This window comes from Agrobacterium sp. rho-13.3 (genome assembly GCF_033957765.2).
Classification (GTDB): domain Bacteria; phylum Pseudomonadota; class Alphaproteobacteria; order Rhizobiales; family Rhizobiaceae; genus Agrobacterium.
Window position 1 is genome coordinate 1,229,647 of the sequence record NZ_CP192774.1, and the last position, 20,717, is coordinate 1,250,363.

Here is a 20,717-nt window from a genome sequence, read left to right on the forward strand (position 1 = left end):
AAAGCAGTAGAGTGGGCCGTTTGGTAGATGAATATGTTCACGTTGGCGACGATTTACCAGTTTCGAGTTACATTTCTTATCGAATTAACGGCGAATTCCGCGTGGGCGACAGGCTTCATCTAGGCTTCCGAATGCCTGACAGGTCTATAATTTTCGGTACGAAAACAAACGTATGTCAAATAGTATATGACCGCCTATCAGAGCTGACAGATTATCCTTTCCTAATCTTGCAAATTGCCAGACGAGTTCGTTCTTCCGAATGTGTGCGAGACGCCTTAGGACACGATGATGTCAGAGACGCTGTCGTACAAGATTGGATAACTCTCAGGCCAAATGAGCCGCGATTTGTTTGGACCGAAGCCAACGAAAAGAGGCTATCCGACCTATTTCATGGCGGTCATTCCCTCAGCAAGATAGCGAAGGCTCTGGGTGTGTCACGAAACGCCGTAGCGTCAAAGGTAAAGCGAAAAGACTTCAATGTACGTACATTCTGGGGTCAGCAGGCAGATCTATTTGCCGGAACTATAAGCGGCGGCAGGAAGGCTGTGCCAGATCCATCTATGGAGCTTGAACACTATACGCCAAAGCGTAAATTCCCAAAATCTTCATATAGTCCCCCGCCAAATATGAACTACGTCTCTACAGAAGAAAATCGCTCCAGCTCAATAAAGTCAGCCCCAAAACCTAAGAAGTGATGATCTAGTAGCTTCTGTGCGTTTCTAATAACTCAATGCGGGCCTCCAGCGCGCTTATCAAAGCCGCCACCTCTTCACGGACGCGAACCCGTTCGCCTTCCTCTACGCGAAGCTGCGCTCTTAAAGTCTCGATTTCTCTCTCTATAAACGTGGGTCCGGCTAAAACCGTCTGCTTCATGGCCCGACGCTGGCGATTTTCGGCTTCCCACGCGACGTCAGGATAAGAATTTTGAAGCCGGGAAACGATCTCCGCATTCAGCGAGCGGTTGCCCTCAAGTGCGCTCGCCTCAATCTGTTCTTTAAGCGTCTTCGGGAGACGGATTTTCATCTGAGTTTCTTCGGTCATATCAAATCTATGGACCATAACGGTATTGACCGCAACTATGGTTTAACATAAACCGTAGTGGTCCATAAACCATAAGGAGCTTTTATGTCATCGTTATCGGCCTTCAACATCAGGTTACCGCTAGATCTAAAAACATGGGTTTTGGAAAAAGCAGAGGAAAACGGACGTTCGCTCAATCGCGAGATCGTTCAAATGATCAAAGCCCAGCAGCGGCGAGAAATCGAGAAGAGCGGGAAGCAGCTCAATGGCTAAGTCACTCGATATGCCATCTGTTAAAAAAATCTCTCAAAGCTTTGGCACCGTCATCCGTGCCGCAGCAAAACGTGGTGCTGCCGCGACCCATATCAAACCGAAGTTCTCCGTCCCGAAGATGAAGCAGGTTGCCAAGCTTGCCCAGACCATGGGGCAGACCGTTACGGCCTATACCGTGAACGGCGATGGTGGCTTTACCATCACAGCGGCAGACCCCAGCACCTTGCCGAATGCCTCAGGACCGAGTGAGTGGGATTGAGCCATGAAGAACCCCCGCCCAAAATACAAGCGCCCTAAATATCTGCACGTTTACACTGACCGTCACGGGAAGAACGAACGCATTTATTTCAATCGCCCCGGCCAGCCTAAGACCGCTCTTCGTGGCCCCCAGAACAGTGCCGAGTTTTGGGAAGACTACTTCGCTGCCGCTGAAAACACACGAAAACCCGACGGTTGTGCTGGCAAATCCAAAACCCTCGCCGGGACCATCAACGCACTCGTGGTGCAATATTACGAAAGCGCAGGCTTCACCTCGAAAGCAGCGGCAACGCAACGAAACTACAAGTCCATCCTCGAACCGTTCCGAAAGGCACATGGTGAAAAGCGAGTGGCGACACTCCAGACACACAACATCGACAAGATACTTGGTGAGATCGCGGCCAAGTCCACCGCGCAAGCCAAGAACCTCCGCAAGCGTCTTTCGATGCTGATGCAGTTGGCGATCAAATGGAAGTACCGGAATGACAACCCAATGCTCAACGCCGACAAGGTTCAGCATAAGAGCAAGGGCTATGAGACGTGGACCGAGGAAGACATTGCGAAATTCCGCGCACATTGGGCAGACGACACGCCCCAGCGCATCGCATTCGAAATCCTTCTCTATACAGGTGTCCGTCGCTCTGATGCGGTTCGTATTGGCAGGCAGCACATCAAGGGTGATTTTCTCGTGCTGACCACTCAGAAGAGCGGCCACACAGTCGAGTTGAATATCCCCATTCATGCAGACTTTCGGAAGGTGTTGGACGGGACGGAAAAAAAGCATCTAAATTTCATCGTCACAACCTATGGCGCTGCGCGATCCGAGAAGGCGTTTACGAACTGGATTATCGATGCGGCACGAAAAGCAGAGCTTCCCCCCAAGCGTTCCCCGCACGGTCTTCGCAAATCTGCCTGCATGATGCTGGCCGAGGCTGGATGCTCCGCAATGGAGATCATGTCCATCACCGGCCATCAGGATATCAAGGAAATTGAGACGTACATCGCCAAAGCGAACCAGAAAACGATGGCTCAAAACGCGATCAAAAAGTTGAAGGCAAAGGCGTGAGAACAGACAGACAACAAAAATCTGCTAACGTTGTTGCCGGGTTAGCAAATACGCTTTGTAAGGCATTGAATTTATTGAGGGGAAAACACCAAGTGGTACGCCCTAGGGGAGTCGAACCCCTCTTTACAGAATGAAAATCTGTCGTCCTAACCGATAGACGAAGGGCGCGTACACTTGTGGTGTGGCGCCCTTATAGTCAGAGCTTTTCGATACCGCAAGCACGAAAATGCGCCTTTTGACAAAAAAATGACGGTGCGGCCCAGAGCCTCTGAAAAACAAGGATTCCCTATTCAAAACAGCGGCTTATTTTATCCATTTATACGATTTTCAGTTGAAAAACCGGCAAATCGACCGCGCCCAGGCGAGGAATCGGCAACGACTGAGCCCGCTTTCACAAAGGAAAAGCGATGCTTGCAAAGCGCACACATGCGTCGGTTTTCGACTGTGACGAAATGCAAACCAACCCACCACTCAGGATGGTGTGAGTAGACAAAATGCTCTATATGGCCGAACTTAATGCCTGGAATTGAGGAAATCCGGTTCAATGGGTGAGGTATTATCCCGCGTGGCCATTGAATTGCTTTTTTGACCACAGACTTTCACGTCTGCCATTTCCAAGAATGATCCGATGCCACAAGGCGAAGGATGAATCCTGAAAGACGACCGACAATGACGATGCTTCGACGATCCTTGATGGCGAAAATTTTTCTGGTCTCTTTCCTGAGTGTCCATGTTCCGCTTATCGCGTTGATCATTCATTTGTTGAGCGGATTCGATACAGGGCCGGTTCCCGTTTTCACATTGATACTGGTCGCCACGCTTGCCGGCACCAGCATATGTCTGTTCGCGATTTGGCGGTTCATCCGGCCTCTGCATCATTTGGCCGTTGCGCTCAAGAAATACCCCGAGGATAAAAGCGTTCTCAAAGTGCCATCCAATGGCAATGACGAAATCGCAATCGTTACCGACGCCGTGAAATCGATGTTGTCACAGGTCGAGGCGCTGAACAAACAGCTGAAGCATCAGGCAACCACTGACTTTCTGACAGGGCTTGGCAATCGGCGCTGGTTGACGGAACAGGTACCCGCCCTTCAATCGCAGGCAGATCGGACCGGCGAACCTTTGTCGATCATTCTGTTTGATCTGGATTATTTCAAGAACATCAATGACGAATATGGTCACGATGTCGGTGACAGTGTTTTGATGGCCGTCGGAGAAGTCGTCAAAGATTGCATTCGACCTTACGATCTGGCGGCACGAATTGGCGGCGAGGAATTCTGCATCGTGCTGCCGCGCACCAGCGGTGAAGCATCCCTGAATATTGCAGAACGCTTGCGCGTCGCCTTCGAATCCAGCTATGTCGAGCCGCTTGCGCACGGTCGCATCACCTGTAGCTTCGGCGTAGTGCAATCTGGCCCCGGCGAGCGTTTGCAGCAATTGCTGCGCAGAGCCGATATGGCACTTTACAAAGCTAAGGACGCCGGGCGAAATACGGTCATCGGCGCTTTCGTGAACAAAAAACCGTAGGTCCAGGCACCTGCCTTTTAACGCTGAGACGTGAAACTGGTGTGGCAACGGGGTGATGCGCTTGCTTTTCAGGCTTTTTTCCCGCTATTAGCCAAAGCCATCGACAATTTTGACCAGATGGTAGACACCTCATGTCCCTCCCCGACAAAGCTTTCCCCGTTTCATGGGACCAATTTCACCGCGACGCCCGTGCTCTGGCATGGCGCCTGGCCGGTCTCGATCAGGAATTCAAAGCCATCGTTTGCATCACGCGCGGCGGTCTTGTTCCAGCAGCCATTATTTCGCGAGAGCTGAACATCCGCCTCATCGATACGGTCTGCATCGCCACCCGTCATGATTACGTCAATCAGGGTGAAACGATTGTTCTCAAAGGCATATCGCCAGAACTGCTGGAAAAGGAAGGCGAAGGCATTCTCGTCGTCGACGATCTGACCGACACTGGCAAGACCGCCATCGAAGTGCGTGAAATGCTGCCAAAGGCGCATTTCGCCTGCGTCTATGCCAAGCCATCCGGCGTGCCGACCATCGATACGTTCGTGACAGAGGTTAGCCAGGACACATGGATCTATTTCCCGTGGGACTTGGGCTTCACCTATCAGGAGCCGATTGCCAAAGGGGCACCCGGCTAAGCCAATCCCTATAGACTGAACAAGGCCGCCTCTTTGGGCGGCCTTTTCGTTTGCAAACCGCCACGGGCCGCCAGGGTTTTTCCAGATCACACCGCGTGATATCGTATCACGACCGCGGCTTACGGATTTTGCCCCATAACTCTTGTGGACAGAACCGCCCGTTGTTGTGTTTAAGCAACAGGCTCAAAACGTCAAAAAACGCAATTTTGGAACCCTACGTTACGTTAGCCAGCGTCATGCAACTGGAAAAGCTCGCTGCCAAGTGACTGATTTTTATAGCGGGTTTTTCTTTCCCCGTTTTCCACAGTCACTCCACACAATATCTTGTGGTTAACAAACGGTTGCAAACTAGGACTTGACGGAATCACCACATTTTCTAATGTTACTTCTCATGTTGCGGCGGCAACAGAATCGCGAGTTTCCCCTTCGGTTCTTGTTCAATTTCAGTTCACGCGTTTGCCTGCGTTCCGGCCATGAGGGGGTGGAACGTAAAGGCTTGTCTGTGGACTGATTTTGGGCTGTCAAAAACATATTACTAAAATAGCTGACAAGAAGCTGTTAATACTATATATAGTATCCCTAATAGCGCTTGCAGCCCAAAATACCACGATATACAGGGATCACATCTGCGGATGACCATCCCCATTCATATCGGCAACAACTGGCTGCGCGTACGAGGCGCGAAGCTGGAGCGGATTTTTGCGCCCTGCTCACGGGCGACCAAGGACGAGGACTAAAACTATGCGCATCGAACGCCGCTTCACAAAGCCCGGCCAGTCATCCTACGCTGATATCGAATTCCGCAAGGGCGTCAGCGAAATCAAGAACCCGGATGGTTCCATCGTGTTCCGTCTGGCGGATATCGATGTGCCTGCGCAGTTCTCTCAGGTCGCGACAGACGTTCTGGCGCAGAAATATTTTCGCAAGGCTGGCGTTCCGAAGTTCTTGAAGAAGGTTGAGGAAAACGATGTTCCTTCCTTCCTGTGGCGTTCGGTTGCCGACGAAAAAGCCCTGAAGGATATTCCGGAAGGTGAGCGGTACGGTTCTGAAACTGATGCGCGTCAGGTGTTCGACCGTCTTGCCGGTACGTGGGCTTACTGGGGCTGGAAGGGCAAATATTTCTCGTCCGAAGAAGATGCGTCCGCCTTCAAGGATGAGCTTGCCTACATGCTGGCCACCCAGCGCGTTGCGCCGAACTCTCCACAGTGGTTCAACACCGGCCTGCATTGGGCCTATGGCATCGATGGTCCCGGCCAGGGCCACTTCTATGTCGACCCCTTCACCGGCAAACTGACCAAGTCCAAGTCGTCCTACGAACACCCGCAGCCACACGCCTGCTTCATCCAGTCCGTTGAAGACGATCTCGTCAATGAAGGCGGCATCATGGACCTGTGGGTGCGTGAAGCGCGCCTGTTCAAATACGGCTCCGGCACGGGTTCCAACTTCTCCTACCTGCGCGGCGAAGGCGAAAAGCTGTCCGGCGGTGGCCGTTCCTCCGGCCTCATGAGCTTCCTCAAGATCGGTGACCGCGCAGCCGGTGCCATCAAGTCCGGCGGCACCACGCGCCGTGCGGCCAAGATGGTCGTCGTCGATGCCGATCACCCGGATATCGAAGCCTACATCGACTGGAAGGTGAACGAAGAGCAGAAGGTTGCCGCCCTCGTCACCGGCTCCAAGATCGTCGCCAAGCACCTCAAGGCCATCATGAAGGCCTGCGTGAATTGCGAAGCGGATAATGGCGATTGCTTCGATCCCGCCAAGAACCCGGCTCTCAAGCGCGAAATCCGCGCTGCGAAAAAGGATCTGGTGCCTGAAAACTACGTCAAGCGCGTGATCCAGTTCGCCCAGCAGGGCTACAAGGATATCGACTTCAAGACCTATGACACAGATTGGGATTCGGAAGCCTACCTCACGGTATCGGGCCAGAATTCCAACAACTCCGTGTCGCTGAAGGATGACTTCCTGCGCGCCGTTGAGAACGACGGCGACTGGAACCTCACCGCCCGCAAGGACGGCAAGGTCATGAAGACGCTGAAAGCCCGCGATCTGTGGGAGAAAATCTCCCACGCCGCATGGGCATCGGCTGATCCCGGCCTGCACTTCAACACCACCATGAACGACTGGCACACATCGCCAGCGGCGGGTCCTATCCGCGCATCCAACCCTTGCTCGGAATACATGTTCCTCGATGATACGGCCTGCAACCTCGCCTCGCTGAACCTGCTTCAATTCAAGGATGCCAAGACCAAGAACATCGACATTGCCGATTACGAACACGCCGTTCGCCTGTGGACCGTCGTTCTGGAAGTCTCGGTCATGATGGCGCAGTTCCCATCGCGCCAGATTGCCGAACGCTCTTACGAATACCGCACGCTCGGCCTCGGCTATGCCAACATCGGCGGCCTGCTGATGTCCTCCGGCATTCCTTATGACAGCGATGAAGGCCGCGCCATTGCCGGTGCCCTCACTGCCATCATGACCGGCGTTTCCTACGCCACATCGGCTGAAATGGCTGGCGAACTCGGCCCATTCCCCGGCTTTGCGCCAAACCGTGACAACATGCTGCGCGTCATCCGCAACCACCGCCGCGCCGCTCAGGGGCTGGCCTATGGTTATGAAGGCCTGTCGGTAAACCCGGTTGCGCTTATCCACACGGATTGCACAGACCCTGGCCTCATCACCCACGCCGTTGCCGCATGGGACAAGGCTCTGGAGCTTGGAGAAAAGCACGGCTACCGCAATGCCCAGACCACCGTTATCGCGCCAACAGGCACGATCGGCCTCGTCATGGATTGCGACACAACAGGCATCGAGCCAGACTTTGCGCTGGTAAAGTTCAAGAAGCTGGCCGGTGGCGGTTACTTCAAGATCATCAACCGCGCCGTGCCGGAATCCCTGCGGTCGCTCGGCTATTCCGAAAGCCAGATCGCTGAGATCGAAGCTTACGCAGTGGGCCATGGCAATCTCAATCAGGCACCAGCGGTCAACGCCTCGACACTGCGCGCCAAGGGCTTTACCGATGAGAAGATCGAATCCGTCAACGGCGCGCTGAAAGCCGCCTTCGACATCAAGTTCGTCTTCAACCAGTGGACTTTGGGCACGGACTTCCTGAAAGACACGCTGAAGGTTTCCGACGAGCAGCTTGCCGACATCAGCTTCAACTTGCTGGACCACCTCGGTTTCTCCAAGAAGGACATCGAAGCAGCCAACGTTCACGTCTGCGGCGCGATGACGCTGGAAGGCGCACCGTTCCTGAAGAACGAGCATCTGCCGGTCTTCGATTGCGCCAACCCATGTGGCAAAATCGGCAAGCGTTACCTCTCGGTCGAGAGCCACATCCGCATGATGGCGGCAGCGCAGCCCTTCATTTCCGGCGCGATCTCCAAGACCATCAACATGCCAAATGACGCCACGGTTGAAGATTGCGGCGCAGCCTACATGCTGTCCTGGAAACTGGCGCTCAAGGCCAACGCGCTCTACCGCGATGGCTCCAAGCTGTCTCAGCCTCTCAACGCCTCGCTGGTCGAGGATGATGAAGACGAAGACGCATTGGAAGACCTGATCGCCCAGCCGCAGGCAGCACAGGCCGTGACGATCACCGAAAAGATCGTCGAGCGCGTGGTTGAACGCATCACCCGCGAACGTGAAAAGCTGCCAAACCGCCGTCAGGGTTACACCCAGAAGGCCGCCGTTGGTGGACACAAAGTGTATCTGCGCACCGGCGAATTCGGTGATGGCCGCATCGGCGAAATCTTCATCGACATGCACAAGGAAGGCGCTGCCTTCCGCGCGATGATGAACAACTTCGCCATCGCCATCTCGCTCGGCCTGCAATATGGCGTGCCACTGGAAGAATATGTGGAGGCCTTCACCTTCACCAAGTTCGAACCCGCCGGCATGGTCATCGGCAATGACGCAATCAAGAACGCCACATCAATCCTCGATTACGTGTTCCGCGAACTCGCCGTCTCGTATCTTGGTCGCCACGATCTTGCGCATGTCGATACGTCGGATTTCTCGCAGACCGCACTCGGCAAGGGCATCGAAGAAGGCAAGACCAACCTCGTTTCCACCGGCTGGACCCGCGGTTACAAGCCAACGCTGGTATCCAACACGAGCAGCGAACGCTCGTCTTCCGAACCAAAAGGTGCCGCTACAGCAGCCCCTGCCCGCGCTTCCAGCAACGTGACGTCGATTTCCGGCAACACGGTTCGCAAACTCGAACCCGCCATCGCCGCCACCACCTCGGAAGTCCTCGCCTTCAAGCGTGACTACGAGGAACGTGCCAAGGAACTGGTAGAGGAAATCGAAGAAGAAGCACTCGCCTCCGAATCCGAACAGGCCGCCACCGCCCTCTTCTCCGACAAGGCTGCTGCCGACGCAGCCTCTGCGAAAACCGAAGCCAAGAAAAAAGAAGCCGAACGCCGCCTGCGCTCGATTGCGCAAGGGTATACGGGCAACATGTGCTCCGAGTGCCAGAACTTTACGATGGTACGCAATGGGACGTGTGAGAAGTGCGATACGTGTGGCGCGACGAGTGGGTGCAGCTGATTGCTCTGATTTACTCCTAACTTGAATGGGTTCGTAACAAATGTCATTGCGACCTTGAGCGCAAAGACAGCGAACTCTAAGATAGAAAAATACTGCACGTTTCCCAGGCACTTAGGTGCCTGGGAAATGTTTTATGATGTTGGCATTGTCGCTGAGTGCCGAAGTGGAAGCGACGATCTGAACGTCTGATTAATGCTTGGGCATGACACTTCTGTTCGTTCGTCCATAGCGCAACGCGCTACCAATCACCCAAAGCCAGTCGACACCAACTCGTCCGCATCGGGTCATGCCAGCTAGTAGTGAATCAACCAAAGCTACAGCACCTCAGACACGCTATGGCGTGCGAACTCGCGGAAAGGCCCGAGTAGCCCGCGTTCCCGGCAATGGACCCTACGAGGACGATCGAGCCGCCGTCTGTCATTGCGGGGAGAGGGGCCTGGAAGCCAAACACCATTCCTCGTACGTTGACGTCGAAGTACTCCAGCGTAATCTCTGCGATCTGCGAAGGCTCGGAAAGACCTGCATTCAAAACAAGCGCTTCGACCTGCGCGTTTCAACGAACTCAAACGGCGTCTCGATGGGATCACGCACAAAGCCTTGGCGGACGCGTTGAAGAGACTTGAGCGTACCGATCTTGTCACAAGAACGGTGCTCCCAACGCAGCCGATTGGCGTGGAATACGCAATTACTCCGCTAGGCCATTCCCTACGGCAGCCGTTTGAAGCACTGTGTGCGTGGGCAGCGGCCAATGGCGACAAGGTCGAGGCAGCCACACTGCGGTATGACAACACGGGAAATCGATGTTGACGGCGTCACTGGGGCAGCTTCTGGCGCGATCCCGTCAGAATGGCAGTCACCCGAACCGCCCACGTGTCCGACTGATATCGTCGTTTTGCTCCTCTACCCTCCTCCTCGGCTGAGCTAACCTTCAACACAAATACATTGAAGCTTGTTGCTCGACCCCATACACCCTGCCCGAGCAAGTTGTTAATGTTCGCTATATCCGTTCCCTTTTGTTGGGGGCGTATATAACGCGTGCATGTAACCTGACAAAGGAATGCAGATGTCGATCACTGTACAGAAAACAATTCCCGCAGCGCGTAGAATTGCAGCCATCAGCAGACCCCCAACGATTGTCACATGTTCGAGTGCAATTTGAAATTCGTGTATCTTCCTCGATTCCTCGAACTTGCAGAATGGATGGTTGAGAGGGATTGAGAGTAGCGTGAGTACGCCCAATAACCTGCGCCCAGCCAGCCCAGACCATATACGTTGGTGACGATCAGTGCAGAGCCGACCACTTGACAGATGATCACCGAGATTGCGCACGTTTTTGGAAAGCTCAAGTCCGCATCTTCCATCTCCTTCAGCATTAGGGAGAAGTTGAACACACCGAACAATCCAACCATTTAGAACAAGAGCGTCAGTAGGACCCTGGCGAGGATCAGAGTAAGAGGTTTGTCCAAGATGAGCGCTATCGTATCTGGCATGTTATCCTCAAAATAATTATCAGACTCGACGGCATAGAAATTAGTTTAACTGTCCAGTCTGATATATCGAACGATGTGTCTCCATATCCGCGGCTAGACGTTGCCACAAAGTCCTGTATCCCTCTTGCTATACGACAATTTTCAAAAGGAGCTCAAATGTCCAAAGTTCTGGTTCTTTACTATTCCGCATACGGTCACATTGAAACAATGGCTCAGGCGGTCGCTGAGGGCGTTCGCTCCGCAGGGTCGGAAGCTGTTATTAAGAGAGTTCCGGAACTCGTACCTGAAGACGTCGCAAAAACATCTCATTTCAAGTTGGACCAACAGGCACCGATCGCCACTGCCGACGAACTTACCGAATACGACGCCATTATCGTCGGCGCTGGCACACGGTTCGGGACTGTTGCGTCTCAGATGCGTAATTTCTGGGACCAGACCGGCGGTCTGTGGGCACAGGGTAAGCTTGTGGGCAAAGTGGGTTCGGTGTTCACATCTTCCGCCACACAGCACGGTGGACAGGAATCGACTATTTTGAGCTTCATTCCAACCCTGCTTCACCACGGCATGGTGGTCGTGGGACTGCCTTATGCATTCCAGGGTCAGATGGGCGTCGAAGAGGTCAAGGGTGGCTCGCCATACGGGGCCTCGACAATCACTGATGGTGACGGTTCTCGTATGCCGTCGCAGGTCGAGCTCGAAGCTGCCAAATTCCAAGGCGCACATGTCGCCAAGATCGCATCTAAACTTGCATGAATTTTCACAGGGAGATGGCTTGTCCAACTCGAATCCAACAAGTGTAGGAATTGGTGGACCTGATGCTCTGACCTGATCCTCCACGCGCTTCTGCGGGAAAATCATTCCCGCGGAGGTCAGGGGTAGAAAAAATGGCAGCGCCATTTTCTTCGTTTCAACTGAAAGACAGTCAGCCTTCGTAACCGCATCGCCGCCGCTCCCATGTGCTGTTTTCGGTTCAAATGATGCTCAAGATTCCCGACACGAAGGCGCCCGAAGCCGAGATCGAAAAAGTTCTGGGCGTCGTGAATGACGCCTTCAGGGCGAAATATGCGAAACATGAGAGGCTCAAGTAGTGGCTTGATGCTGCCGGTATAGTCTCTGGCCCAATCTTCCGCCGCTTCAAGCGTGGTGACCGCCTGTAAGACGATACGCTTACACCGCAGGCCGTTGCGCTGGTGGTGAAGAAGAATGACGAGGCTGCTGGCTTTGATCTTGTAAGCCTTTCGGGCCACTCGCGGCGCGCTGGCTTCGTCACATCCGTAGTAGAGAACCGGGCCAGCATATCGCGCATCATGGAAGTGACCAGGCACCGCGATCCGCGCACCGTGGAATCCTATGTGCGCAGTGCCGATCGGTTCAAGGATCATGCGGGGGATGGGTTTCTTTAGAAACCCAGTTGGCATCGAACTGACTAGAGGGCGATACGATGAATTCATTTGCGTAAGCCCATGTCCGCTGATTGAGGTCGCGGACTAATCGAGGTGTAACGTCCCTGTATATTACGGGCTTTATTCCACCTTTCATCATCATCGAGGGCGATATCGGCAATGTGAATTGGATGGTCGCGGATCCCAACACATGAGCTTGATACATCAAAGGTCGCTTATGCGCCTCAGTATCCCATCGAGCAACCGGATAGTCGGAGGTGATGAAATGTGCATCCTCCGGCGCGCAAAAGATTGTCATCTGCATTTGCCCGAGTATCGGAAGCTCTGCATTCATATAGTGCGGTAAGAACATCTGGATGGGCTGATCAATTAGCCTCTCCACGTCCGACATATAGAGTTTACGGTCACCTCTTCAAAGACAACAAGCCCGTACTGGATTGCGACGACGCGTCCGGCGGGAGGAAGGTCGTCGCTGCTCAATGGATAGCGTCGTCTCTTTCTTTCTGCCGTACGCGCTTTCGACTTCGCTTCCTGCTCGGTTCCTTTTCGCTCGTCGGCGCGGCGCCGCCGTTACGCAGTTTCGTTGCGGCGTGCCGCTTCCTCATTCTCCTGCCATCGATCCTCGAGTTCCTGAAATGATCGAAACGGAACGTGCCACACCTTGATGTCGCTGTCCCATCGCGAATAGGGAGGCTTGATGCGGAAGCCCGCTCTCCAAAGCTCAAGGTAGGCACTCTGGATCAAATCGAAGTCGTCCCTGCCCTTCGCGTCAGCGAAGGCATCGGCTTCCGCTTCAACGTCTGCCAGCCACCGAGTAAACCGACGGGCGGCTGTGCAGCTAGGGACGAACCACGCTTGACGAGCGTCGCTCCACCGGGCGCGGGGAAAGTGTTCCTGGACCTGGCATCGTCTTCAGCCGTATGTCTGTACTTCTTGTCTGGGCCCTCGAGGACGTCCCCACCAAGAACTATGAAGTTCGCGTCGCGTAGATCGCCAATCACGTCAAGAGCCTGTGTCTTCGTCAACGCCCAGTTGCGGTGATATGGCTCGAGCCAGATGCCCACTGAAAGTATCGAGTCACTCTTCTCGGAATATACGACTGGCAATGTTGTCTTCCTGTCTCAGTAACCGAGCTAAATCGCATGTCGGTTGAAATTGCATGTCGGTTGAAATTGCAATGACCACTATTGGCGCAGAGCAGTCAGGACATTCATAGCGGAAACTATTCAGATATTTAGGCTGGTGCGGGAATTCCATTCCGTTGCGAGAACGGCATAGATGTACTCATCTCCCCACACATCTCTGAAGCGGTCGTTCTGGATCAAATGTGCTTCCCGACGCAGTCCTAGGCGTTCCACCACACCGACCGAACCGGCGTTTGCCGCATCCAGTCGAGCGTAAATTCGGTGAAATCCGAACGAGGAGAAGCCTGTGTTGATCACAGTGGCAACCGCTTCCGACGCATATCCATTTCCGGCAAAGGCTGGATTGAAAATGTATCCAACCTCGCCCTGCAGCGCATCTATACTTGCCAGCTTTAACAGGACTTCACCCATCAGCGCTTGGTCGTCCTTTCGCTCAACGGCCAATCGATAGGTGTCGCCATCATGATCGAATGGAGCATCCAGTAACCTCGAGAATTGCTCTTGCAAAGCATCTCCCATCGGAGGTGCCGCGTATAGATAACGGTAAACCTCTGGCAGAGAGTGGTACGCCGCATAGTCGGGGAAATCACCGCTTACAAATTCGCGCAGGATAAGGCGGTCAGTCGACAGCGGTAAGCGTGGTCTTTGAAATTGCATCAAGCATCCAATCTGGTGGCTTGCCCCATCGCCAAAACTTGGATGAAAGCAGTCGTTTTTTATGGCCTCTAAATAAGGTCGTCTTCCGCTATTAACAATGACCGCTATTGGCGCAAAGCAACCGCTAGTACGTGACGGCTCTTGGCCCAGAGCAGACAAGTGGGAGACTGTCAAAGCCTCGCAGAGACCCCGACCGATTTTATCATCGATCGGTCTGCCGAGGACTAGGTTAGATGGAGTAATCGATCGAGAGCATATGGTCCTTACCCATCCTGTCGCCATAGACCGGGAACTAGGACAATGTCCGCAATTGGCGCGATGCTGACGACAGTGCGCAATCCGAAGGAGCCGTTGAGATGCGGAGCCGGTCGGCCCGCGTCCTATAATCGCTTAATGCGTCACCAGCTCTTTTGCACGAGCTCGCCCGATGGAGCGCAAGTGTAAAAACCTGCTGTTGGTCCATATGCGTGCGTCGTTGCTAGAGCGAATGCAGGACGTGCGCCATCTTCAGGTGAGTGCCCCGGTCCGTTGCCTGTCATATCGGTCGATGTCAGGCCGGGGTCTACCGCGTTGACTTTGATCCCTTCCCGATCAAGCTCCTTGGCAAGCTTGACGGTCAACATGTTCAGGGCAGTCTTGGAGGCGCAGTATCCACCGAAACCGACCGTCCATGTTTCGCTCCGCATATCCAAGGCATCCGTCAACGAACTTAGGCCGCTGCTCATCATTACGATCCGGGCCGCCTTCGATTTGCGCAACAGCGGCAAGAAGGCTTGAGTGACGCGCATCACCCCGAATACATTGGTGTTGAACATCCGCTGCATCTCTTCGATTGACTCCTCGGCAAGAGAGGGAGGTGGACCAAACATGAGCCCGGCGTTGTTGACCAAAACGTCGAGATGCCCCACCTCACTCTTAACGGTTTTGGCGGCGTTGGAAACGCTCGCATCGTCCGTGACATCGAGTTGCACTGCACGGGCGTCGACCCCGTTCCCTCGCAGTTCGCAAGCTACCATCTCACCCCTTGAGATATCTCTGCATCCCAGCCAAACCGTATGTCCGGCTGCGCCAAGCTGCCGCGCGATGGCGAGGCCAATACCCTTGTTTGCTCCCGTGACGAGCGCAGTGGGCGATGTTTGGGTCATGAAGACGTCCCTGATCATTTCGGTGTCAGAGATATACTACGAAATTCGTAATATTCAATATTCGTATTTTGCGATTTGTTGGGTAAGCCTCAGAAATTCGGTTTGATCAACGGGATCGAGTGCCCGCAGCATCGCTTTGCAGGAGGCTCGATATCCATCAATATAGCCTGCGACCACTTGCTGCCCCTCGTTCGTGATCGTCAGAGCCACGGACCTGCGGTTTGCCTCTGGCCGCTGCCGTTCAATCATGCCCCGACGGACCAGCCGGTCGGCCGAAGAGGACATTGTCGTCAAAGCGACCTGAAGGTGCCGCGCAACATCCCCCAGGTTACACTTGGGATACTCATCAATGAAAAGGAGCGCCTGAATGTCGAGAGGATTGAGCGAGTTTTGCATGACGGCCGCTGCCTCAGCGACCTTGAAACGACGGGTAAAGCGCTCAAAGGCGGTAGCGAGTTTTTCGATTTGTTCCGGCGTAGGTTCTGTCATTCCTGGTATTAAGCATTTCTGCTCGTAGGACGTAAGCCATATACACTAGAATAAGCATTCCTTGACCGCTTTCGGCGCGAAGCGAAAGACGGCAGTTGGCCCTAACCGGACATTCCTACCAGAAACTCCGAAGCCAGTTTGCGCCTTCATACCGGTCCTATACGCGTCGTTTGCCGTTCCTGAAAATCGTTGTCATTTTTGGCAGAGTTTCCTCGCTTTTGCGCCGGAAGCAGACGCTGCGGCTTCGAAATGAAGCACTCTGGCGACTACGACAGGTCGTGGAGGTCCTTGCCCAAAGCCCGCCCCAATTGCCACTCACTAAATCTTACTTCCAAGCCTGCACGTTCGGGAGTGCAGCACATTGGCCCAACTAGATAATGATCCGCTTTTGGAAATGGGCAGAGGCGGACCAGTGGCCAAGTCTGCCCATCGTCTGAAGCTTGTATTCTTAGAACGCCGCTCTGGACGGTCACCCTTATCCAAAAATCTGATGGGTCGCCGTCATATCGCCCCGTTGCCCAGTCGGAGGTTTCATCCGTCAGCACACTGCCGAGCAAGCCATATCCGTCCGAGAACTCGATCCCGGTCTTGACCCACCGTCTTTCGTCGACCCTGACCATAAGGCCAGCCTGGTCGTAAAGATGTTCAAAATGTGCCTGGACTCGAAGCTGGGCGGTAAAGTCGCAATCGGCCCGGAATGCGTAGAAGTGGCCGCTGTCGCGCACAAAGTCATAATGTGTCTCTCGCCAAAAATCCGTGTTGGCGTCAGTCGTTACGGAAAGTTCGGTATCCGAAGCATTTACTTTTGTGGGCTCATTGAGCCACCGTCCATTTTTAAGATTCTGCACGGGCGTCTCCCAACTAGCGGACTTACTCAGCCGCATCTCGCGTAATATGGTAATTCCTAGAGAGCGCAAGTGCTGCCAACAGGCAAGGTCTGGCAGGCGTCTTTCGCTTGGCGCTTCCATTGCGGACATCCAGCCGCTCCGGAAAATCAGAGAAACGGACAAACCGTTCTCCCGCCCCAAGTCTGACAGTGCGTCGATTGAAGAAATGTCCGGTGTTTGCCAGGAGCGGACCTACAGAACGAACGTGGCCGAAGAGATAAAACAGAGTACAAAAGAGAGGCTGGCTTTCCCTCGGGATCAGACCTACAGTTTGCTGGCCTGTTGAAAGAAGCTCACTTTGATTTCAAATATTCAGCAACCGCTCGAAAGGCTGGCAGTGTCGTCGGATCAATCAACGGGTTTTCCGCGCGTGGAAATGAGGCGAAGCGAACAATGACCATCTCGGAGCTAGGGTCTACGTAGATCGTTTGTCCATGGACGCCCCGTGCCGCGAAGACGCCGTCGTCACCTGGATACTTCCACCACATGCTTGTATAGCTTCCGCCAATGAGAGCGGGATATGCCGTTCCGAACTTCGTTGGGTCCCCGCCTGCGCGGATTTTGCGTACGACCTCTGCGGGAAACAGCCGCTTCCCATCGATTACACCATCGTTCAGCATCAACAGTCCGATCCGCCCCAGGTCCCGGAGGCCAGCACTCAATCCTCCTCCTGCAAACGGAACGCCTTTGGCGTCTACAGTGATGTAGGCATCCTGCTCCGCACCCATTGGACGCCACAGCCGTTCGGATGCTAGTTCAGTGACAGCTCGACCCGATACCCGAGAGACGATCCATCCAAGCATGTCGGAATTGATCGTCTTGTAGTGGAATGCCTCACCATGCTTGCCCTCAGGCTTAACTTGCTGGAGATATTCCCAGTAACCGTTGGGACCCTTGTAATCGGCGGGTTTCGGTAATGGGTTGGCGGCCGCTGAGTAGACCCAGATATCGGCATTCGGATCGGAGTAATTCTCTGAGTATTGTACTCCCGTGGTCATGTCCATGACCTGCCGCACCGTGGCCGTGGCGAAAGCACTGTCCCCGATTTCCGGTATGATCTCCGACACAAGTGCGTTCTCGTTCAACGCACCTTCCTGGACCAGTATCTCTGCCAGAAGTCCCGTCAACGACTTGGTCATCGACATGGCTGCGTGCTTGCCGCTCGCATCGAGGCAACCCCGGTAGCGCTCATAGATGACCTGCCCTCGATGCAGGATGAGGATCCCATCCGTATAATTGGCATCGAGAGAATCTTTCCACGTCATTTCAACATCGCGCTCTAACGGCGTGAAGACCAGCGCATCGATTGCTTCCCGTTCATCGGCGAACTCAGCGGCCGATAGGTAATTGAGTGGCGCGGGAGACCCAAGTCCCCTGCTGATTTCCTCCGTGGGCAGCAGTTCGCGCATATGACAAACCGACCAACGCAGGCGCGGAAAACTGAAATAGACGGAATCTGGCTGAGTAATAATCTTGTCCGGTGGAGGGGGAAAACCTTCCATCCATCCCATGACCTTGGGATCAGATTCTTGAGCCGAAAGCGGGGTCGACTGAGAACTTGCGTCTGAACCTGCGTATACGGACATCAGGATTCCTCCAGTCAGAACGGCGATCTTAGAAATTGACGACGACATTCACGAACCCTCCTACCCAGTGGGAAGCATCTCCACCCACTACCTCTCGGATACCCTTGCCCGGGAAGGACACACTCACACCTGCGGTGAGAAACGTGTTCCGGTTTATGACCCGGCTGTATTCCAGAAAGAAATCGTCCGAGAGATGAGCATCCGCCACCCCGGACACAACGTTGACAGTGCCTCCGGAAGTCTCAACGCGCGTCGCTTGTCCAAACTGCACAGGGCTATCCAGCTCATTTGCGCGGATGTGAGTGTACCGTAAGGTGATGGTATCGCTCTCCGTTGGACTTAGACGCAGGGCGACCTCGTGTGCCTGAACGTTGGAGTTGATGAACACCATCGATGATTTCGACCCGGTCGCCCAGGCCCCGGGTGATCCTTCATAGTAGAGCGGATCGAAACGCTCCAACGTGGTTGTGTCGGGATCATCACCTGAGAATGTTTGATAAGAATAGGTGAGCAAGGGCGACCAGCCCAGGTTCTCAAAGCTGTAGCCGATCTGGATGCGACCGGCCCACGCGCTCATGTCAACCGCATCGTTCCACTCGTAAGCGAAATCCCCCGTCAAGAACCATTGTTCAAAGGGACCGTCGAACGGATTCGTCTTCCCGTACAGATTGATCGCGTTTGTGCCTTCCCTGCCGCCCGGAATGATCGAGGGGGGACCGATACCACCAGGTGCCGCCTGCGGATAGACGGAGTTGGAATGGAGCACGTTCAGGTATGTGCCACCAAAGTACCCGCCGCTGGGATCATCGTAACGGAGGTCGAAACCGGCGAATTCGTTCTTTCCGTCGCTCGATGGCAGCTCATTGGGATCAAGGTAGAACCCAATTCCGGTCAAGCCTTCTCCAGATAATCTCCCGATGACTGCGTTTTCCCACGCTTTCCTGGGCCCAAACTTGAGTGCACCCCGTTCGAATCCGCTTGAACCACCATTCGCAATCAGCATGCCGCTGCCAAGCTTCAGCTCTCGGGGCCCTAGCGAAACGTCGAGTGTCGGAACTTCTGTCTCGGGCGTTCGATACCCCAGGTATCCCTCCTCAAGAGTGATACGCCCGGTATCCCCGGCGTCGAAAGCGTCGGTTCCCGCAGTGTAGGAAGCAACTCCTGATACCTTGCCATACACGACGGACCCATTATCAAGCGTCCAGTCAAAGCTGAGGCCGGGCTTGATGTAGGTTTCCAGCCAATCGGCGTCCGGGTCAAATCCGGAGGAAGGAGCGATGGTCTCAGAGAAGTTCCAGAACAGATCACGCTCGCTAACTGCGTTCAGACCAAGCTGTAGATGCCAGCGGACATCCAGGCCATCGCCGCTGTAGATGAGCGTCCGCTCGTCCGCTTGCTGCGCAGACGCCGCGTCCCAGGCAAGAAGACCGGCCAAAGTAATGAGAGGCCAACCCCACTTGATCGTCGCGAGTCTAGGTGACCGTTCCGTCATCAGCACGTCCTCGACATCAATATTTCCGGGAATACTAATACGTAGGGCAGACCGCCTCAACCCCATGAACAGAATTTGCTCTCTAAACGACGCTCGTATCTGGCTGCAGGTGACGGCGGTAGCGACAGGCACGTATGCAGCCGCATCCGTACCAGGATGTGACGGATCGGCTGGATGACACCTTTTACCCGGCAATGAAATGACCGCTTCTGGCGCAATGCGGCCATGAACGTTGCAGTTTCGGAACGGACTATTGCGCTTGGTCAATGTGAAAGGAAAAAGCGCTTACCGTTGTATCCGGCATCGCGACCAGGCAGGCTGGCGACGTGGAAATGGGCAGCATTGTGGTTCGTCCACGGCGAAGGATTAGGCTGGTGCAGCATTGCCAGCCGGATGGTTGCTCCCCTTCTCCCCGTCGTTACAGTAGCCTCACGATCTTCCTTTCGTCTCTCGACAACGTTGCGAACAAAACTTGACGCTTTCCCAGTTCTTCTCCCATTTCTTTCGCCATGAAAACGGTCTTCCGCAAACCGGGCAAATCTTTGAAGGCAGGTTTGATTTATCGCGACGCTTCGGCATCCGTTATTCCAGAAAGTTTCCACTGATGACAAAGACCATGCCGGCTATGGCCAACTCAAGCTGATGCTAACGGTAGCGTGCGTGCGGTCAACTTGTGTCCGTCTGGATCCCGGAGATAGGCCACGAAAGAGCCGTTCGGACGTTCAGACGGCGGCGTCTCGATTGATTTCCCTCCGTGGCTGGTCCCGGCGTCGTGCCACGCTTTCACATGCTCTTGGCTCGAAGCGACGAGCCCGATCGTCACGCCATTGGCGACCGTCGCTGGCTTCCCATCGATGGGCGTCGTGACCATAAGACGACTGCCGTTATGGATGTAAACAAGTCTGCCCCGCTCATCGATCGTGCCGGGCGTACCTCCTAGAGCAGTGAAGGTAGCGTCGTAAAAGGCTTTCGACCGGCCAAGGTGGTTGCTGCCGATCATCACGTGGGTAAACATTGGTCGTCTCCTGCCGGTTGCTCCCTATTGAGAGCGAAATGTAGCAGCAAAGGGACTGCAAGTCTCGGAGCCATAATGCCAGAA

At 54.4% G+C, this 20,717-nt stretch carries 20 protein-coding genes, 1 tRNA gene and 2 pseudogenes; 9 read left to right on the forward strand and 14 right to left on the reverse strand.

Features of this window, described 5'->3' with window-relative positions; genetic code table 11:
• Positions 1–131: 131 nt before the first annotated feature.
• The gene (locus RMR16_RS06145; protein ID WP_432354614.1) at positions 132–695 is read left to right on the forward strand and encodes a GcrA family cell cycle regulator; all 564 of its coding nucleotides are present in this window, start codon (positions 132–134) and stop codon (positions 693–695) included.
• Between the two features lie 4 nt (positions 696–699).
• Here the strand turns inward: RMR16_RS06145 and RMR16_RS06150 are convergent, their stop codons facing one another.
• Positions 700–1,041: an Arc family DNA-binding protein gene (locus tag RMR16_RS06150; RefSeq protein WP_320199875.1), complete on the reverse strand. Its 342-nt coding sequence runs from the start codon at positions 1,039–1,041 to the stop codon at positions 700–702.
• An 84-nt stretch (positions 1,042–1,125) separates the two neighbouring features.
• Between RMR16_RS06150 and RMR16_RS06155 the strand changes: the two genes are divergently transcribed.
• The 3 genes from RMR16_RS06155 to RMR16_RS06165 are packed head-to-tail and all read left to right on the forward strand — an operon-like array spanning position 1,126 to position 2,617.
• A complete protein-coding gene (locus RMR16_RS06155; RefSeq protein WP_413785999.1) occupies positions 1,126–1,293 on the forward strand; it encodes an Arc family DNA-binding protein in 168 nt (55 codons plus the stop codon).
• Positions 1,286–1,552: a hypothetical protein gene (locus tag RMR16_RS06160; protein WP_320199874.1), complete on the forward strand. Its 267-nt coding sequence runs from the start codon at positions 1,286–1,288 to the stop codon at positions 1,550–1,552. The genes RMR16_RS06155 and RMR16_RS06160 overlap by 8 nt, the downstream gene beginning before the upstream one ends.
• Before the next feature lie 3 nt (positions 1,553–1,555).
• Positions 1,556–2,617: a tyrosine-type recombinase/integrase gene (locus RMR16_RS06165; protein ID WP_320199873.1), complete on the forward strand. Its 1,062-nt coding sequence runs from the start codon at positions 1,556–1,558 to the stop codon at positions 2,615–2,617.
• A 93-nt stretch (positions 2,618–2,710) separates the two neighbouring features.
• On the opposite strand, the gene RMR16_RS06170 is transcribed toward RMR16_RS06165, so the two are convergent.
• Positions 2,711–2,785 (reverse strand) — tRNA-Glu (locus RMR16_RS06170).
• A 525-nt stretch (positions 2,786–3,310) separates the two neighbouring features.
• Between RMR16_RS06170 and RMR16_RS06175 the strand changes: the two genes are divergently transcribed.
• From RMR16_RS06175 to RMR16_RS06185, 3 genes are all read left to right on the forward strand, one after another.
• Positions 3,311–4,144: a GGDEF domain-containing protein gene (locus RMR16_RS06175; RefSeq protein ID WP_320199872.1), complete on the forward strand. Its 834-nt coding sequence runs from the start codon at positions 3,311–3,313 to the stop codon at positions 4,142–4,144.
• 131 nt (positions 4,145–4,275) lie between these two features.
• Positions 4,276–4,773, forward strand: coding sequence for a xanthine phosphoribosyltransferase (gpt, locus tag RMR16_RS06180; protein ID WP_320199871.1), 498 nt, complete (start codon positions 4,276–4,278; stop codon positions 4,771–4,773).
• A gap of 741 nt (positions 4,774–5,514) precedes the next feature.
• Positions 5,515–9,324 carry a vitamin B12-dependent ribonucleotide reductase gene (locus RMR16_RS06185; protein ID WP_320199870.1) on the forward strand — a complete coding sequence of 1,270 codons (3,810 nt, stop codon included), beginning with the start codon at positions 5,515–5,517 and terminating at the stop codon, positions 9,322–9,324.
• 304 nt (positions 9,325–9,628) lie between these two features.
• Here RMR16_RS06185 and RMR16_RS06190 read toward each other — a convergent pair whose 3' ends face one another.
• Positions 9,629–9,853, reverse strand: a complete 225-nt coding sequence (locus RMR16_RS06190; RefSeq protein ID WP_320199869.1) for an SDR family NAD(P)-dependent oxidoreductase — start codon at positions 9,851–9,853, stop codon at positions 9,629–9,631.
• A gap of 11 nt (positions 9,854–9,864) precedes the next feature.
• On the opposite strand from RMR16_RS06190, the pseudogene RMR16_RS06195 reads away from it, so the two are divergent.
• Both RMR16_RS06195 and wrbA read left to right on the forward strand, forming a co-directional pair.
• Positions 9,865–10,131 (forward strand): annotated as a pseudogene (locus RMR16_RS06195) (winged helix-turn-helix transcriptional regulator); the annotation flags it as partial.
• Positions 10,132–10,970: 839 nt separating this feature from the next.
• Positions 10,971–11,567, forward strand: a complete 597-nt coding sequence (wrbA, locus tag RMR16_RS06200; RefSeq protein WP_320199868.1) for an NAD(P)H:quinone oxidoreductase type IV — start codon at positions 10,971–10,973, stop codon at positions 11,565–11,567.
• 116 nt (positions 11,568–11,683) lie between these two features.
• Here the strand turns inward: wrbA and RMR16_RS06205 are convergent, their stop codons facing one another.
• The 11 genes and pseudogenes from RMR16_RS06205 to RMR16_RS06255 all read right to left on the reverse strand — a co-directional run bounded on the left by RMR16_RS06205 (position 11,684) and on the right by RMR16_RS06255 (position 20,633).
• Entirely contained in the window at positions 11,684–12,196 is a 513-nt protein-coding gene (locus RMR16_RS06205; RefSeq protein WP_320199867.1) for a hypothetical protein, read from the reverse strand.
• Positions 12,186–12,608, reverse strand: coding sequence for a DUF4238 domain-containing protein (locus RMR16_RS06210; protein WP_432354471.1), 423 nt, complete (start codon positions 12,606–12,608; stop codon positions 12,186–12,188). Before RMR16_RS06210 ends, RMR16_RS06205 begins: the two co-directional genes overlap by 11 nt.
• Before the next feature lie 11 nt (positions 12,609–12,619).
• Positions 12,620–13,120 (reverse strand): annotated as a pseudogene (locus RMR16_RS06215) (hypothetical protein); the annotation flags it as partial.
• A 323-nt stretch (positions 13,121–13,443) separates the two neighbouring features.
• Positions 13,444–14,019, reverse strand: coding sequence for a GNAT family N-acetyltransferase (locus RMR16_RS06220; RefSeq protein WP_320199866.1), 576 nt, complete (start codon positions 14,017–14,019; stop codon positions 13,444–13,446).
• Positions 14,020–14,417: 398 nt separating this feature from the next.
• Positions 14,418–15,164: an SDR family oxidoreductase gene (locus tag RMR16_RS06225; RefSeq protein WP_320199865.1), complete on the reverse strand. Its 747-nt coding sequence runs from the start codon at positions 15,162–15,164 to the stop codon at positions 14,418–14,420.
• Positions 15,165–15,218: 54 nt separating this feature from the next.
• Positions 15,219–15,653 carry a MarR family winged helix-turn-helix transcriptional regulator gene (locus tag RMR16_RS06230; protein ID WP_320199864.1) on the reverse strand — a complete coding sequence of 145 codons (435 nt, stop codon included), beginning with the start codon at positions 15,651–15,653 and terminating at the stop codon, positions 15,219–15,221.
• A gap of 266 nt (positions 15,654–15,919) precedes the next feature.
• A complete protein-coding gene (locus tag RMR16_RS06235) occupies positions 15,920–16,501 on the reverse strand; it encodes a DUF1349 domain-containing protein (RefSeq protein WP_432354474.1) in 582 nt (193 codons plus the stop codon).
• 332 nt (positions 16,502–16,833) lie between these two features.
• Positions 16,834–18,174 carry a serine hydrolase domain-containing protein gene (locus tag RMR16_RS06240; protein WP_320201650.1) on the reverse strand — a complete coding sequence of 447 codons (1,341 nt, stop codon included), beginning with the start codon at positions 18,172–18,174 and terminating at the stop codon, positions 16,834–16,836.
• On the reverse strand, positions 18,155–19,618 hold the full coding sequence (locus RMR16_RS06245; protein ID WP_320201649.1) for an alginate export family protein: 1,464 nt from the start codon (positions 19,616–19,618) through the stop codon (positions 18,155–18,157). Before RMR16_RS06245 ends, RMR16_RS06240 begins: the two co-directional genes overlap by 20 nt.
• A 429-nt stretch (positions 19,619–20,047) precedes the next feature.
• Complete coding sequence (locus RMR16_RS06250) at positions 20,048–20,197, reverse strand: DUF2256 domain-containing protein (protein ID WP_082250010.1); 150 nt, start codon at positions 20,195–20,197, stop codon at positions 20,048–20,050.
• 55 nt (positions 20,198–20,252) lie between these two features.
• A complete protein-coding gene (locus RMR16_RS06255) occupies positions 20,253–20,633 on the reverse strand; it encodes a VOC family protein (protein WP_320201648.1) in 381 nt (126 codons plus the stop codon).
• Between the last annotated feature and the right edge of the window lie 84 nt (positions 20,634–20,717).

Bases quoted from the DNA above. Each gene is read 5' to 3' on its own strand.
- RMR16_RS06145 (WP_432354614.1), top strand. From the start codon at position 132: ATGCCTGACAGGTCTATAATTTTCGGTACGAAAACAAACGTATGTCAA.
- RMR16_RS06150 (WP_320199875.1), bottom strand. From the start codon at position 1,041: ATGACCGAAGAAACTCAGATGAAAATCCGTCTCCCGAAGACGCTTAAA.
- RMR16_RS06155 (WP_413785999.1), top strand. From the start codon at position 1,126: ATGTCATCGTTATCGGCCTTCAACATCAGGTTACCGCTAGATCTAAAA.
- RMR16_RS06160 (WP_320199874.1), top strand. From the start codon at position 1,286: ATGGCTAAGTCACTCGATATGCCATCTGTTAAAAAAATCTCTCAAAGC.
- RMR16_RS06165 (WP_320199873.1), top strand. From the start codon at position 1,556: ATGAAGAACCCCCGCCCAAAATACAAGCGCCCTAAATATCTGCACGTT.
- RMR16_RS06175 (WP_320199872.1), top strand. From the start codon at position 3,311: ATGGCGAAAATTTTTCTGGTCTCTTTCCTGAGTGTCCATGTTCCGCTT.
- gpt (WP_320199871.1), top strand. From the start codon at position 4,276: ATGTCCCTCCCCGACAAAGCTTTCCCCGTTTCATGGGACCAATTTCAC.
- RMR16_RS06185 (WP_320199870.1), top strand. From the start codon at position 5,515: ATGCGCATCGAACGCCGCTTCACAAAGCCCGGCCAGTCATCCTACGCT.
- wrbA (WP_320199868.1), top strand. From the start codon at position 10,971: ATGTCCAAAGTTCTGGTTCTTTACTATTCCGCATACGGTCACATTGAA.
- RMR16_RS06205 (WP_320199867.1), bottom strand. From the start codon at position 12,196: ATGATCCTTGAACCGATCGGCACTGCGCACATAGGATTCCACGGTGCG.
- RMR16_RS06210 (WP_432354471.1), bottom strand. From the start codon at position 12,608: ATGTCGGACGTGGAGAGGCTAATTGATCAGCCCATCCAGATGTTCTTA.
- RMR16_RS06220 (WP_320199866.1), bottom strand. From the start codon at position 14,019: ATGCAATTTCAAAGACCACGCTTACCGCTGTCGACTGACCGCCTTATC.
- RMR16_RS06225 (WP_320199865.1), bottom strand. From the start codon at position 15,164: ATGACCCAAACATCGCCCACTGCGCTCGTCACGGGAGCAAACAAGGGT.
- RMR16_RS06230 (WP_320199864.1), bottom strand. From the start codon at position 15,653: ATGACAGAACCTACGCCGGAACAAATCGAAAAACTCGCTACCGCCTTT.
- RMR16_RS06240 (WP_320201650.1), bottom strand. From the start codon at position 18,174: ATGTCGTCGTCAATTTCTAAGATCGCCGTTCTGACTGGAGGAATCCTG.
- RMR16_RS06245 (WP_320201649.1), bottom strand. From the start codon at position 19,618: ATGACGGAACGGTCACCTAGACTCGCGACGATCAAGTGGGGTTGGCCT.
- RMR16_RS06250 (WP_082250010.1), bottom strand. From the start codon at position 20,197: ATGCCGAAGCGTCGCGATAAATCAAACCTGCCTTCAAAGATTTGCCCG.
- RMR16_RS06255 (WP_320201648.1), bottom strand. From the start codon at position 20,633: ATGTTTACCCACGTGATGATCGGCAGCAACCACCTTGGCCGGTCGAAA.